This window comes from Rhodoferax lithotrophicus (assembly GCF_019973615.1).
Classification (GTDB): Bacteria; Pseudomonadota; Gammaproteobacteria; order Burkholderiales; family Burkholderiaceae_C; genus Rhodoferax; species Rhodoferax lithotrophicus.
The window spans coordinates 1,467,009-1,481,558 of record NZ_AP024238.1; the positions used below are offsets into that span (position 1 = coordinate 1,467,009).

General features: G+C 56.7%; 12 protein-coding genes. 1 reads left to right on the top strand and 11 read right to left on the bottom strand.

Translation table 11 applies throughout. The features are described 5' to 3' along the window. Nucleotides 1–18 precede the first annotated feature (18 nt). From rfaD to gyrA, 11 genes are all read right to left on the bottom strand, one after another. Nucleotides 19–1,038 (bottom strand): ADP-glyceromanno-heptose 6-epimerase, encoded by a 1,020-nt coding sequence (gene rfaD / locus LDN84_RS06765; RefSeq protein WP_223910204.1) that lies wholly within the window; start codon nt 1,036–1,038, stop codon nt 19–21. Next, complete coding sequence (rfaE1, locus tag LDN84_RS06770) at nt 1,035–1,964, bottom strand: D-glycero-beta-D-manno-heptose-7-phosphate kinase (protein ID WP_223910207.1); 930 nt, start codon at nt 1,962–1,964, stop codon at nt 1,035–1,037. The genes rfaD and rfaE1 overlap by 4 nt, the downstream gene beginning before the upstream one ends. Continuing rightward, nucleotides 1,961–3,118 carry a lipopolysaccharide assembly protein LapB gene (gene lapB / locus LDN84_RS06775; protein ID WP_223910210.1) on the bottom strand — a complete coding sequence of 386 codons (1,158 nt, stop codon included), beginning with the start codon at nt 3,116–3,118 and terminating at the stop codon, nt 1,961–1,963. The genes rfaE1 and lapB overlap by 4 nt, the downstream gene beginning before the upstream one ends. After that, complete coding sequence (locus tag LDN84_RS06780; protein WP_223910213.1) at nt 3,108–3,416, bottom strand: LapA family protein; 309 nt, start codon at nt 3,414–3,416, stop codon at nt 3,108–3,110. The genes lapB and LDN84_RS06780 overlap by 11 nt, the downstream gene beginning before the upstream one ends. Before the next feature lie 68 nt (nt 3,417–3,484). Continuing rightward, a complete protein-coding gene (locus LDN84_RS06785; protein ID WP_223910216.1) occupies nt 3,485–3,796 on the bottom strand; it encodes an integration host factor subunit beta in 312 nt (103 codons plus the stop codon). Nucleotides 3,797–3,880: 84 nt separating this feature from the next. After that, nucleotides 3,881–5,581, bottom strand: a complete 1,701-nt coding sequence (rpsA, locus tag LDN84_RS06790) for a 30S ribosomal protein S1 (RefSeq protein ID WP_317134840.1) — start codon at nt 5,579–5,581, stop codon at nt 3,881–3,883. A gap of 137 nt (nt 5,582–5,718) precedes the next feature. Then, on the bottom strand, nt 5,719–7,716 hold the full coding sequence (locus LDN84_RS06795; RefSeq protein ID WP_223910222.1) for a bifunctional 3-phosphoshikimate 1-carboxyvinyltransferase/cytidylate kinase: 1,998 nt from the start codon (nt 7,714–7,716) through the stop codon (nt 5,719–5,721). Continuing rightward, the gene (locus LDN84_RS06800) at nt 7,710–8,588 is read right to left on the bottom strand and encodes a prephenate dehydrogenase (RefSeq protein WP_223910225.1); all 879 of its coding nucleotides are present in this window, start codon (nt 8,586–8,588) and stop codon (nt 7,710–7,712) included. The genes LDN84_RS06795 and LDN84_RS06800 overlap by 7 nt, the downstream gene beginning before the upstream one ends. A 20-nt stretch (nt 8,589–8,608) precedes the next feature. Next, nucleotides 8,609–9,691 (bottom strand): prephenate dehydratase, encoded by a 1,083-nt coding sequence (gene pheA / locus LDN84_RS06805; protein ID WP_223910228.1) that lies wholly within the window; start codon nt 9,689–9,691, stop codon nt 8,609–8,611. A 50-nt stretch (nt 9,692–9,741) separates the two neighbouring features. Next, the gene (serC, locus tag LDN84_RS06810; protein WP_223910231.1) at nt 9,742–10,830 is read right to left on the bottom strand and encodes a 3-phosphoserine/phosphohydroxythreonine transaminase; all 1,089 of its coding nucleotides are present in this window, start codon (nt 10,828–10,830) and stop codon (nt 9,742–9,744) included. Nucleotides 10,831–10,892: 62 nt separating this feature from the next. Next, on the bottom strand, nt 10,893–13,553 hold the full coding sequence (gyrA, locus tag LDN84_RS06815; RefSeq protein WP_223910234.1) for a DNA gyrase subunit A: 2,661 nt from the start codon (nt 13,551–13,553) through the stop codon (nt 10,893–10,895). 247 nt (nt 13,554–13,800) lie between these two features. On the opposite strand from gyrA, the gene ompA reads away from it, so the two are divergent. Further along, the gene (ompA, locus tag LDN84_RS06820) at nt 13,801–14,451 is read left to right on the top strand and encodes an outer membrane protein OmpA (protein WP_276572420.1); all 651 of its coding nucleotides are present in this window, start codon (nt 13,801–13,803) and stop codon (nt 14,449–14,451) included. Nucleotides 14,452–14,550 lie beyond the last annotated feature (99 nt).

Consider the following 14,550-nt stretch of genomic DNA (forward strand, 5'->3'; position numbering starts at 1 on the left):
TCCTGTCGGGGGTAAAAGTCAGCTTTGTTGAGCCAATTTTTTCACATAACTGGTCACACCGGTTTGCACGTCGGCAAAGGCATGGTTGCAGCCCGCCGCACGCAGGGCGCTCAGGTCGGCCTGGGTGTAGCACTGGTATTTGCCACGCAGTGCATCGGGAAACGGCACGTATTCCAGCAAGCCTTCAGCGATCAGTTGTTCCAGCGGCAATGCGGTCTGGCCATTGAGTTGGCGCAAGGCATTGACGGTGGAGCTGGCCACGTCGTTGAAGGGCTGGGCGCGCCCGGTGCCCAGGTTAAAAATGCCGGAAATGCCGGGGTGGTCAAAGAACCACAGGTTGACGGCCACCACGTCGTCAATAAAGACAAAGTCGCGCATCTGGGAACCTGCACCGTAGCCACCGTATTCACCAAATAGCTTGACTTTGCCCTCAGCCTTGAACTGGTTGAACTGGTGAAACGCCACACTGGCCATACGGCCCTTGTGCTGTTCACGCGGGCCGTACACATTGAAGTATCTGAAGCCCACCACCTGCATGGTTTTGCCGGCAAAGGCACGGTGAAATTCATTGCCGCATTCACGGCGCATGCGTTGGTCAAACAGCAGTTTGGAGTAACCATAGACGTTGAGCGGGCGCTCAAACGCCGGTTCTTCGCGGAAGGTGTCCGAGCCGCCGTAGGTGGCCGCGCTGGAGGCGTACAGCAGCCGGGCACCGCGCTTTTGGCAGGCCTGGTACAACTTGACCGAGGTGGCAAAGTTGTTTTGCATCATGTACTTGCCATTCATTTCCATGGTGTCGCTGCAGGCACCTTCATGAAAAATGGCCTCGACCTGACCGTAAGCGCCATTGGCATAGTCGTCGTAGAAGTCATCGGCATCCACATAGTCGCTGATCTGCAAGTCCGCCAGATTGCGGAATTTGTCGCCTTGCGTCAGGTCATCCACGGCAATGATGTCATTCAGGCCACGCGCGTTCAGGCCTTTGATGAGGTTGGAGCCAATAAAACCGGCCGCGCCGGTGACCACGATTCGTGTCATGCAAATAACTCCTCATAAGAAACGGTTGCCGTACCAAATTTACCCACCACCAGACCACCGGCTCGGTTGGCCAGGGGCAGGGCCTCACGCAAGCTGTAACCTGCGGCGACCAGCGCCGCCATGGTGGCGATGACGGTGTCGCCGGCACCCGTCACATCAAACACCTCGCGGGCCTGGGCGCTCACATGTAAAGAGCCTTGGGCATCAAACAAGGTCATGCCTTCTTCACTGCGGGTCAGTAGCACGGCTTGTAACTTGAGCTGCTGGCGCAAATTTTGCGCTTTGGCTTGTAACTCGGGTTCACTCGCCCAGGAGCCGATGACTTGCTGCAATTCAGCGCGGTTGGGGGTGATCACATCCGCACCCTGGTAACGCGAGTAGTCTGAGCCTTTGGGATCGATCAGGATCGGTTTACCGGCCGCCTGAGCGCGCGCAATCATGTCGCTCACATGGGCCAGGCCGCCTTTGCCGTAATCAGAAAACAGCACCGCCTGGTGGCTGGGCAAGAGCTCGGTGAAGGTGGCGGTTTGTGTCGCCAGAATTTCACTTTGCGGGGTGTTCTCGAAGTCCATCCGCAGCAATTGCTGCTGGCGGCCAATCACGCGCAGCTTGACGGTGGTTTTCAGTTGGGCATCACGGCCAAAGTGGGTCTGAATACCGGTGTGGGCGACCAGGGCTTCGAGCTTGTGGCTGGCTTCATCGTCACCCACCACGGTGAGCAGCGAGGCCTGTGCCCCCAGCGTCACCACGTTGTAGGCCACGTTGGCCGCACCACCGTTGCGCTCTTCCTCGCGGGTGACACGCACCACCGGCACCGGGGCCTCTGGGCTGATGCGGTCTACTGCGCCGTACCAGTAGCGGTCCAGCATGACATCACCGACCACCAGCACACGGGCCAGGTGGAGGCTTTCTTTGGATATTTTCATAGTTCTTCGACCCGTAGCGGGGGGTAGCTGTCCCAGGCCTGACAACCAGGGCATTGCCAGAAATGCTGCATCGCTTCAAAGCCGCAGGCCGCGCAGCGGTATCGCAACAAAGGCTTGGCTGCGTGATCCAGGGCGCGTTGCACTTGCGGATGAAACTGCTCGTGCTCCAGCTTTTCACCGGCGATCCATTTGGTGGCAGCCACCAGGGACGGCACTTTTTCAAGGTGGCGGGCATACCAGTCTCTGGCGCTCAATTCACCATCAGATTGAGCGTTGGAAAGGGTGACCACCGCATCCAGCAAATCCAGACCAGGATGACTGGCGTAGCGTGTTTGCAGCAGTTGAAGTGTCTCTTGGGCTCGCCCGCAACGCAGGGCCAAATCCGCCAGCGGTTGGGCCATCAAACCAATGGCTGCGGGGGTGTGATCCAGTGCTTCATGCAGGGTCTGCCAAGCTTCGTTGACTTGCCCCATCTTGTCTTGCAACTTGGCCAAATCCAGGCGTGCGCGGGCTGATTCAGGCGATTTTTCAGTGGCTTGGCGCAGCAAGGATGCCGCTTCGGGCCACTGGTTTTGGGCAATCAAGAGGGCTGCCTGCTCACACAGGTAATGGGCGAGCCGGGGGGCGAAACTGCCCTGGTCGGCCCGGTCCAGCTTTTCGGCCACTTCTGCGGCCAACGCCCAGTCGCGGCTACGCTCATAGTTGGCCAACAGGGCGAGTCGGGCTTGGGCTTCGAAGGAGGTGCCTTCAAGCTTGAGTAATGCGGTTTCGGCATGGTCAAGTAAACCGGCCTTCAAAAAATCGAGTGCCAAGGCGTGTTGAGCCCGATTTCGATCTGCTTGGCTGAGGTCGCCGCGTGACAGCAAATGCTCATGTACCCGCACTGCACGCTCGTATTCGCCCCGGCGGCGAAACAGGTTACCCAAGGCAAAGTGCAGTTCGGAGGTGTCGGGGTCGTTCTGGACGGCTTCAATGAAGGCATCAATGGCCTGATCTTGTTGCTCATTAAGCAAAAAATTCAGACCTTTGAAGTAGGCTTTGGGCGCTTGCCGGTTTTCCATCCTGATTTGACGCAAATCGAACCGGGAGGCCATCCACCCCAACCCAAATGCCAAGGGGAGCCCCAGCAAGACCCAGCTTAGATCAAATTCCATCGGCGTAACTGGGCGTACCCACGGGTGGTTGAGTGGTGATATTGCCGTCCTGAGTGGGCGTTTCCGCCTGTGGTTTGTGGGTGTGTTGGCGAATCCAGCGGGGCAGCATGCCCAACACGCCCACCAGCACGCCCACGCTGAAAGCTGACAGAACCACCAATACTTGTGGTGCGCGCCACTGATTGCCAAAGAAAAAGTGCACAGTGATGTCTTGCTGATTGTTCAGCGCAAAAGCGAAAAGGGTAAAAAAAATGGCTGCTTTAAGTACCCACTTAAGCAACCACAGTATGTGTTTCATTGGTATTCCCCAGTAGCATCCGCATTCTAATATTCTGCTGTGATGCCAATCGTTTTGGATTGTCAGGGCTAAGTTTGAGCAGACTGCACCATGACATCGGTGCGCAGATCAACGGTTTGGCGCAGGGCTTTACCGGGTTTGAAGTGGGGAACGCGTTTTTCCGGAATGGCGACGCTTTCTCCGCTGCGGGGGTTACGCCCCATGCGAGGTGGTCGGTGGGTCACCGAGAAGCTGCCAAAACCACGAATTTCAATGCGGTGTCCACGTGCCAGTGCGTCGTTCATCGCATCCAGAATGGCTTTAACGGCAAACTCGGCATCACGCTGGGTCAACTGCGCAAAGCGTGCAGCAAGTTCTTCAACGAGGTCGGAGCGGGTCATCTTGGTGTGCAGCAACAAGTAGTCAGAAAAAAAACGACCGGGGCACAGGGCTTCCGGTCGTTCATTGGGCTAGGCAATAACGTTTTAGTTATTGTTGTCCAACTTGGCGCGCAGCAACGCACCCAGGCTGGTGGTACCAGCGTTTTCGCGGGCAGACTGCTGGCTCAAATTAGCCATGGCTTCGTTTTGGTCAGCCGCATCTTTGGCCTTGATGGACAACTGGATGTTGCGGGTCTTGCGATCCACATTCACTACCACAGCGGTCACTTCGTCGCCTTCCTTGAGCACGTTGCGGGCATCTTCCACGCGGTCGCGGGAGATTTCAGAGGCACGCAGGTAGCCGATGATGTCTTCACCCAGGTCGATTTCAGCGCCCTTGGCATCCACGGTCTTGACCTTGCCAGTGACCACAGAACCCTTGTCGTTGATCGACGAGAAGGTGGTGAATGGGTCGGAGTCGAGTTGCTTGATGCCCAGGGAGATGCGTTCACGATCCACGTCCACGGCCAACACAATGGCTTCAACTTCCTGGCCTTTTTTGTACTCGCGCACAGCGGCTTCGCCAGCTTCGTTCCAGGACAGGTCAGACAAGTGCACCAGGCCGTCAATGCCAGCAGCCAAGCCGACGAACACGCCGAAGTCGGTGATGGATTTGATCGGGCCCTTGACGCGGTCACCGCGCTTGGTGTTTTGTGCAAATTCTTGCCATGGGTTGGCCTTGCATTGCTTCATGCCCAAGGAGATGCGGCGTTTGTCTTCGTCGATTTCCAGAACCATGACTTCGACTTCGTCGCCCAGGGCAACGATCTTGGAAGGTGCCACATTCTTGTTGGTCCAGTCCATTTCGGACACGTGGACCAGGCCTTCGATGCCGGGTTCCAGTTCCACAAACGCGCCGTAGTCGGCGATGTTGGTGATCTTGCCGAACATGCGGGTACCTTGGGGGTAGCGACGGTTCACGCCCATCCAGGGATCATCACCCATTTGTTTCAGACCCAGAGACACGCGGTTCTTGTCGGTGTCAAATTTCAGGATCTTGGCAGTGATTTCCTGGCCAGCGGTCACCACTTCAGACGGGTGACGGACACGACGCCAGGCCATGTCGGTGATGTGCAACAGGCCGTCGATGCCGCCCAGATCCACAAATGCACCGTATTCGGTGATGTTCTTGACAGTACCTTGAACAATCGCGCCTTCTTTCAGGGTGTTCATCAGCTTGGAGCGCTCTTCGCCCATGGAGGCTTCCACCACGGCGCGGCGGCTCAGCACCACGTTGTTGCGCTTGCGGTCGAGCTTGATAACCTTGAATTCCAGGGTCTTGTTTTCGTACGGAGACAGGTCTTTGGTAGGACGGGTGTCGACCAAAGAGCCGGGCAAGAAGGCGCGGATGCCGTTGACCAACACGGTCAAACCACCCTTGACCTTGCCGCTGGTTTGGCCAGTGACAAATTCGCCGGTTTCCAGGGCTTTTTCCAGGCTCATCCAGGAAGCCAGACGCTTGGCGGTGTCACGGCTCAGAATGGTGTCGCCATAGCCGTTTTCGATCGAGCCAATGGCCACAGACACGAAGTCGCCGACTTGGACTTCAATTTCGCCCTGATCGTTCTTGAATTCTTCCAGCGGCACGTAGGCTTCAGATTTGAGGCCAGCGTTCACGACCACAAAGCTGTGCTCGATACGGACCACTTCAGCAGTGATCACTTCGCCTGGACGCATTTCCGTGCGTGTCAAGGATTCTTCAAATAGGGCGGCAAAAGATTCAGACATGTTTTGATGCGGTTTGATCCGCAGGTTATTCACGGTTTGACCCGTGGGGTTAAGTTTTTTTGAACCTCAACCGAAGCGCACCATTGCGATGCAGAAAGTCGGCTGAGGGCCGGTGCAAAGGAGTGAACCCTTGCGGTTTGAGTCTTGATGACGGGTCAAAAAGGCTGCTTGTCTTGCCACCAGGTCAACACCTGATTGACCGATTCTTCAATCGACAAATTGGAGTTGTCCATGAGCAAGGCATCTTGCGCTGGCTTCAAAGGTGAGGCACTGCGGGACATGTCCCTGGCATCTCTGGCTTCCAAATCGGCGCGAAGACTGTCGAGTGTAGTTGGATTCCCTTTTGAAATCAACTGTTTGTAACGTCTTTGTGCACGCTGCTCGGCACTGGCGGTTAAAAACACCTTGAGGGGCGCATCGGGAAAGATGACTGTACCCATGTCACGCCCATCGGCCACCAGGCCAGGAAGACGGCGAAAACTGTGTTGCAGCGCCACCAGGGCGGTGCGCACCTTGGACAAGGCCGACACTTGCGAGGCTTGCATGCCGGTGGCCTCCAGACGAATTTGCTCGGTCACCTCTGCGCCATCCAGCCACACCTGGTCATTTTTGAACGCAATGTTCAAACGTGCTGCCATGTTGGCAATGGCATCTTCACCACTGGCATTCAGTGCCAAACCGGCTTGGGCGGCGGCCAGGGCGGTAATGCGGTAAAGCGCCCCGGAGTCCAGCAAGTGGTAGCCCAACTGGCTGGCCAATTGCGCCGCCAGAGTGCCTTTGCCAGAAGCGGTGGGGCCATCGACGCAAATCACAGGAATGTGCTCTGGCGCAGTTTGAACCACGCTGAACAGGGCTTCAAAATAATCCGGGAACGTTTTGGCGACACATTTGGGGTCTTCGATGCGCACCGGCCATTGCGCCGGGTTGAAGGCCGCCAGTGAAAAACACATGGCGATGCGGTGGTCGTCATAGGTGTGGATGCTGCCGGTTTTCCAGTCGGCCGGGCTTGCCGGTGGGGTCACCTGGATGAAGTCGGCTCCTTCGACCACCGTCGCCCCGAATTTACGCAGCTCACAGGCCATGGCGGCAATACGGTCGGTTTCCTTGACGCGCCAACTGGCAATGTTGCGCAAGGTGGTGGTGCCCTGGGCATACAGCGCCATCACGGCCAGTGTCATGGCGGCATCGGGAATGTGGTTGCAATCCAGGTCGATGGCTTTCAACGGCCACTGGCCTTGCGACACCTCCAGCCAATTCGGGCCGCTGCTCACCTTGGCCCCCATGGCTTGAGCGGCCTCAATGAAGCGGATATCGCCTTGAATGGAATCTGCACCCAAGCCCAGGATTTTGATGCTTTTTGTGCCTGTAGTGCTTTTGGCTATTGCGCCAGCAGCTATAAAATAGCTAGCAGAAGAAGCATCAGCTTCCACATACAGCGTGCCAGGTGTCTGGTATTGGCAACCGGCTGGAACGGTGAAGCGTTGCCAACCTTCACGCTGAATCTGGATGCCAAAGCGTGCCAGCAGGTTCAGGGTGATTTCAATGTAGGGGCGGGAAATGAGTTCCCCCACCACCTCAATCACGATGGCTTGTTTGGCCACCAGCGGCAGGGCCATCAGCAAGGCGGTGAGGAACTGGCTTGACACGTCACCACGGACTTTGATCGGCGCGTCCAGCTTGAGCTGGGGCTGACCAATGTGCAGCGGCGGGTAACCGTCTTTGCCGGTGTAGTCAATCTGGCAACCCAATTGGCGCAGGGCATCGACCAGATCACCAATTGGGCGCTCATGCATGCGGGGAACACCACTGAGCTCGAAACTGCCCCCCATCAAGGCCAACGCAGCGGTAAGCGGCCGAATGGCTGTGCCGGCATTGCCCATGAACAGGTGGGCTTGTTTTTGCGCGGGTTGACCGCCCAAGCCTTCGATCACCACAGTGTTACCGGTTTGCGCAATACGACAGCCCAAAGTGGTGAGGGCGGCCAGCATGACACGGGTGTCATCGGAGTCGAGCACATCGTGCAGCGTGGTGGTACCTTGACACAAGGCCGCCAGCAGCAGTACCCGGTTGGAGATGCTCTTGGAGCCAGGCAGGGTGATCGTGCCACCGGCAGTTTGAAGGGGCGGCAGGTCGACGAACGCAGTGGTCAGCATGGTTTGGGCAGTTGTGTCATTTGCCACTGGGCGCGTGCCACACTGGCTTGTTCAATCATGATTTCAAGGGCTTGCGGATTGCCCGCACGCATGAGATCTTCAAATGCTTTGAGTTCGGCCTGAAACAGTTGGCTTTGGGCCAGCAGTTCGGTGCGGTTGGCCATCAAAATATCACGCCAAACCTTGGTGTCACTGGCGGCGATACGGGTGAAATCTCGAAACCCAGGGCCTGCCAAAGCCAAGAATTGTTCACCTTGGGCCTGATTCTGCACGGAATTCATCAAGGCAAAGGCCAATAAATGGGGCAGATGGCTGACGGCCGCGAAGGCTGCATCATGGGCTTCTGGCGACATTTGCATCACTTTGCAGCCCAGCGCCGTCCAAATGTCCTGGGCCTGTTGGAGTTGTGTGGTGAGGGTGCGCTCGGTGGGCGTCAAGATCAGGGGACATCCGGTGTAGAGATCCGCATCGGCATACTCTACCCCGGCCCGTTCTTTGCCTGCAATGGGGTGTGCGGGCACAAAAGAGCCGATTTGTTCGCGAAGCGCCCGGCGTGCGGCATCCAGCACATCACTTTTGGTAGAGCCCACGTCCATGATCAGCATTTGTGGTGTCACCATGGGCTTGATGGCTTTGAGCGTGGCTTCGGTGGCCGAAACAGGAACGGCAATCAGCACGATGTCTGCACCGGAGACCGCCAGGAGTGCCGATGGTGCTTCAACGTCAATCACACCCAACTGTCTTGCGCGCTCTGTGGTGGAGGGTGATTTGCTGTACCCCACCACACGCTTGACCAAGCCTGCACGTTTGAGCGCCAGGGCAAACGAACCACCCATCAGACCACAACCAATCAGACCAAGTTGTTCAAACATCAGAAGTTCTCCCGGGTTGATCAGTCTGCCAAGGGATAGGTCCCCAGCACTTTGTAGAAAGCACACAGTCCTTCCAGGTCTTTCAGCGCCGCAGCCACATGAGGCTGGGAGGGATGGCCCTGCAAGTCAATGTAGAAATAGTATTCCCACTGACCCGAGCGAGCCGGACGTGATTCGAACCGGGTCATCGACACGCCGTGTGTCTTGAGCGGCACCAGCATGTCATGCACCGCGCCGGGCTTGTTCGGCACGGACACCACCAGGCTGGTGCAGTCTTTACCCGTGGCCACCGGCGCAGGCAGCACACTAGGCAGGCAGACCACCACAAATCGGGTGCGGTTGAAGGCATCATCTTGAATGGCGTGGGAGGCAATGTGCAGACCAAATTCAGAGCCGGCGCGCTCACTGGCAATACCCGCCCAGGCGGGGTTGGTGGCGGCCAGGCGGGCCCCTTCGGCATTGCTGGAGACGGCACGCCGCTCGGCATGGGGCAGGTGGATGGTCAGCCAGTCCTGGCACTGGGCCAGCGCTTGCGGGTGCGCCAGCACCACCTCAATACCTTCCAGGGATGCGGTGGTGCGTAGCAGGTGATGGCGTACCAGCAGACTGATTTCGCCGACGATGTGCAGCGGGGAGTTCAGCAGCAGATCCAGCGAGCGGGTCACTACACCTTCCGTGCTGTTTTCGACAGCGACCACACCGTATTCCGCCGCACCCGAGGTGGTCGCGTGAAACACTTCGTCGAAATTGGTGCAGGGAATACGTTGAATGCTGGAACCAAAAAAACGCAGCGCCGCTTCTTCCGTGAATGTGCCTCGGGGGCCAAGAAAAGCCACGCGCTGGGGGGCTTCCAGTGCCCGGCAAGCCGACATGATCTCGCGCCAAATGACGGCCACACTTTCGTTTTTGAGTGCCCCATCGTTGGCTGACTGCAGGGTCTGGATGACCTGGGCTTCGCGCTCGGGGCGGAAGACGACCGATCCTTCGACCTTTTTGATTTCGCCCACTTCATGGGCCAGCGCAGCCCGGCGGTTCAACAGAGCCAGCAGCTCCAGGTCAACGGCATCAATCAGCACGCGCAGTTCAGGAAGGGTTTTGGCCATGGGCAAAAGAATATGAGGTTGAAGCTGGCAAGAGTCAGGCGGTCACGAGGTCAGGCGTGCTGCGACTCAAATTCGCGCAAGTAGTTGACCAGGGCCTGCACGCCCTCAAGGGGCATGGCGTTGTAGATGCTGGCGCGCATGCCGCCCACGGACTTGTGGCCCTTGAGTTGCAGCAGATGCCGTTCACGTGCACCCGCCAGAAAGGCCTCGTTGAGGCTTTCATCACGCAGGTAAAACGGCACGTTCATACGGGAACGGCAATCTTGCGCCACCCGGTTGATGTACAGGCTGGAGCCGTCCAGGGTTTCATACAACAGCTTGGCTTTGGCCATATTGCGAGCCTCCATGGCGGCAATACCACCCTGGGCCTTGAGCCATTTGAATACCAGACCTGCGATGTAGATCGAGTAGGTCGCCGGCGTGTTGTACATCGACTGGTTATCCGCCACGGTACGGTAATTGAGGGCACTGGGGCAAATTGGCAATGCCCGGTCGAGCAGGTCTTCACGCACGGCCACCAGGGTTAAACCTGCCGGCCCCAGGTTTTTTTGTGCGCCACCAAAGGCCAGTCCTACCCGTGTCCAGTCCACCGGGCGCGAGGCTACATGGGAGGAAAAGTCAATCACCAGCGGCGCATCACAACCCAGGGCTTTCAGGTCAGGCAGTTCGTGGTACTCCACCCCATTGATGGTTTCGTTGGAACAAATGTGTACATAGGCAGGCTGCGTGCTGAGCTGCCAGCTAGCAGGGTTTGCCAGCGTGGTGTAGCCATTAGCCTTGGTGTTGGCGGCTACATGGGATGTGCAGTATTTGGCAGCTTCTTGTGCAGACTTCTGGCTCCAGCTGCCGGTGACCACAAAGTCAGCTGTTTGCCCGCGAGACAGGTTCAGTGGAACGATGGCGTTCTCGGCCAGGCCACCACCTTGCATGAACAGCAGTTTGAAGTTGGCGGGCACAGCCAGCAGTTCGCGCAGATCGGCCTCAGCTTCGGCATAAATCTGGCCAAACTCCTTGCCACGGTGGCTCATTTCCATCACGCCCATGCCACTGCCATGCCAGTCCAGCATTTCAGCGGCAGCTTGGTGCAGAACGTCGTCGGGCATGACCGCCGGGCCGGCAGAAAAGTTATACGGTCGCATGGTATTTTTTATATCAAATTGGGCTAAAGCCCTTGTAAATAAAGCGTAAGGTGCTACAAAAATTAATTATCCGATGGTGTTGGGTCAGATGCAGGGTCTGCTTCACTTGAGGTGTCAGCGTTATTTCCGGTAACAGGAATGGCATCGTTTTCAACAATACGTTGCAGGCCGCTGAGTTGTGCACCATCATCCAGACCAATCAAGGTGACACCTTGTGTGGCGCGGCCCAGTTCACGGATTTCAGAAACCCGGGTGCGCACCAGCACACCTTTGTCGGTGATCAGCATGATTTCGTCATCGGCATGCACCAACGTGGCGGCGACCACCTTGCCATTGCGCTCGGATTGCTGGATGGCGATCATGCCTTTGGTACCGCGACCATGGCGGGTGTATTCGGCAATGCTGGTGCGTTTGCCATAACCGTGCTGGGTGGCCGTCAAGACACTTTGGGTCTCGTCTTCAGCCACCAGCATGGCGATGACACTTTGGCCGTCTTCGAGCATCATGCCGCGCACGCCACGGGCCTGGCGGCCCATCGGGCGCACATCGTTTTCGTCAAAGCGCACGGCCTTGCCACCATCACTGAACAGCATCACATCGTGTTGGCCATCGGTAAGTGCGGCACCGATCAGGTAGTCGCCTTCGTCCAGATCGACCGCAATGATGCCGGCCTTGCGCGGGTTGCTGAATTCATCCAGTGCAGTTTTCTTGACCGTGCCCATGCTGGTGGCCATGAACACGTACTGATCGGCGGGGAAAGTGCGTTTTTCGCCTGTGAGCGCCAAGACCACCGTGACTTTTTCTCCCTCCTGCAACGGGAACATGTTGACGATGGGACGCCCGCGCGAGCCACGTGAACCTTGCGGCACTTCCCAGACCTTGAGCCAGTACATACGGCCGCGGTTGGAGAAACACAGAAGGTAATCGTGTGTGTTGGCGATGAACAACTGATCAACCCAGTCGTCTTCTTTGGTGGCAGTGGCTTGTTTGCCTCGGCCGCCGCGCTTTTGTGAGCGGTATTCGCTCAGAGGCTGGCTCTTGATGTAACCGGTGTGACTCAGTGTCACCACCATGTCGGTCGGGGTGATCAGGTCTTCGGTAGATAAATCAAACGACGAGTGCTCTACCAGGCTGCGGCGAGCCCCTACTTTGGTCAGGCCAAATTCGGTTTTGATGGCCGTGAGTTCGTCGCTGATGATGACGGACACCCGTTCTGGTTTGGCCAGAATGTCGAGCAGGTCGTCGATCTCGGCCATGACTTCTTTGTATTCCGCAACAATCTTGTCCTGCTCCAGTCCGGTCAGGCGTTGCAGGCGCATTTGCAAAATTTCCTGAGCCTGGGTTTCAGACAAACGGTACAGGCCATCTTTGCCCATGCCGTACTGCATTTCCAGGCCATCAGGGCGGTAGTCGTCGGCATTGACCACTCCACCGTCAGCGCGGGTGCGGGTGAGCATTTCACGCACCAGTTTGCTGTCCCAAGGGCGGGTCATCAGCTCCATCTTGGCTACCGGGGGGGTGGGTGACTCGCGGATGATGCGAATGAACTCGTCAATATTGGCCAGCGCCACGGCCAGACCTTCGAGCACATGACCGCGTTCGCGGGCCTTGCGCAACTCGAACACGGTGCGGCGGGTGACCACTTCACGGCGGTGATTCAAAAAGACCTCAATCAGATCCTTCAGGTTGCACAATTTGGGTTGGCCGTTGATCAGGGCCACCATGTTCATGCCAAAGGTGTCTTGCAACTGGGTCTGTTTGTACAGGTTGTTGAGCACCACCTCGGGCACTTCACCCCGCTTGAGTTCAATCACCAAGCGCATGCCCGACTTGTCGGACTCGTCCTGAATGTGGCTGATGCCCTCAATCTTTTTCTCATGCACCAACTCGGCCATGCGTTCTTGCAGCGTCTTTTTGTTGACCTGATAGGGTAGTTCATCGACGATGATGGCCTGACGCTGACCGCGATCAATGTCTTCAAAATGGCATTTGGCGCGCATCACTACGCGACCACGACCAGTGCGGTAACCGTCTTTCACACCATTGATGCCGTAAATGATGCCAGCGGTGGGGAAATCAGGGGCCGGAATGATCTCCATCAATTCGTCAATCGAGGCTTGCGGGTTCTTTAACAAATGCAAGCAGGCATCCACCACTTCATTCAAATTGTGTGGGGGAATGTTGGTGGCCATACCGACCGCAATGCCGCCGGAGCCGTTCACCAGCAAATTGGGCAAGCGGGTGGGTAATACCAGAGGCTCCTTTTCAGAGCCGTCATAGTTGGGACCAAAATCTACAGTTTCCTTGTCCAAGTCTGCCAGAAGCTCATGGGCAATCTTGGCCAGGCGGATTTCGGTGTAACGCATGGCGGCAGCGTTGTCACCGTCGACCGAGCCAAAGTTGCCTTGACCGTCTACCAGCATGTGGCGCATGGAAAAGTCCTGAGCCATACGAACAATCGTGTCATATACCGATTGGTCGCCGTGTGGGTGGTATTTACCAATCACATCACCCACAATACGGGCAGACTTTTTGTAAGACTTGTTCCAGTCGTTGTTCAGTTCGTGCATGGCAAACAGCACACGCCGATGCACTGGTTTCAAGCCATCACGTGCGTCGGGCAGTGCCCGCCCCACAATCACGCTCATGGCGTAATCCAGGTAACTGCGGCGCATTTCTTCCGCAAGGCTGGTAGGTAGGGTTTCTTTGGCAAACTGGGTCATGGGCGGGACTTGTGTTTAGGCAAGGTCTGAGTTAGCTATGCATTTTATGCTGTTGTTTTGTGGCTGCTTCGCAACGACTTGGCCATATTGTTCGCCCTTTGGTTCATTGAGCTTGGATTTGTGAGGTAGTCGGTTTATGAGCAAAACTGTCTGTGGCACAATGGTTTTAACGCTCAACGTGATAGGCATGTTGAGTGTCTGTTTACCCACGCGGCACTGCTGCGGATTTTTTCCCCAAAGGAGAACCATGAAGAAATTGAATAAAGTGGCTATGTTGATCGCCACTGCAGCTCTCGCTACTGCTGCTGGTGCACAGTCTGTTGACAACTGGCGTGCTGCTGATGGCACCGCTTGGAAGAACGGTAGCAACGAACTTTGCTGGCGCGATGCCAACTGGACACCTGCAACAGCCTTGGAAGGCTGTGATGGTGCCATTGTTGCGCCGAAGGCTGTTGTGGCCCCAGCGGCAGCCGCTCCTGCAGCTGCTGCGCCAGCACCAGCTGCCGTGGCTGCACCAGCACCGGCACCGGCACCAGTGGCTGCTGCCAAGGTGACTTATGCTGCAGATGCCTTCTTTGACTTTGACAAAGCTGTACTGAAGCCTGAAGGCAAAGCCAAGCTTGATGACTTGGTTGGCAAAGTTAAGGATATCAACCTCGAAGTGATCATCGCTGTGGGACACACTGATTCTGTGGGTACAGATGCCTACAACCAAAAGTTGTCTGTGAAACGTTCTGAAGCTGTGAAGGCTTATTTGGTGTCCAAGGGCATTGAAAAGAACCGTGTTTACACCGAAGGCAAGGGTGAGTCTCAACCTGTTGCTGACAACAAGACCAAAGAAGGCCGTTCCAAGAATCGCCGTGTTGAGATCGAAGTGGTTGGCACACGCGCCAAATAATCGATTCACGTGCTAGCTCTTTGAGCACCATAAAAAAACCCGCTTCGGCGGGTTTTTTTATGCCTGTTGTCATGGGCTGTTTTGGAAGTGAAGGACTCC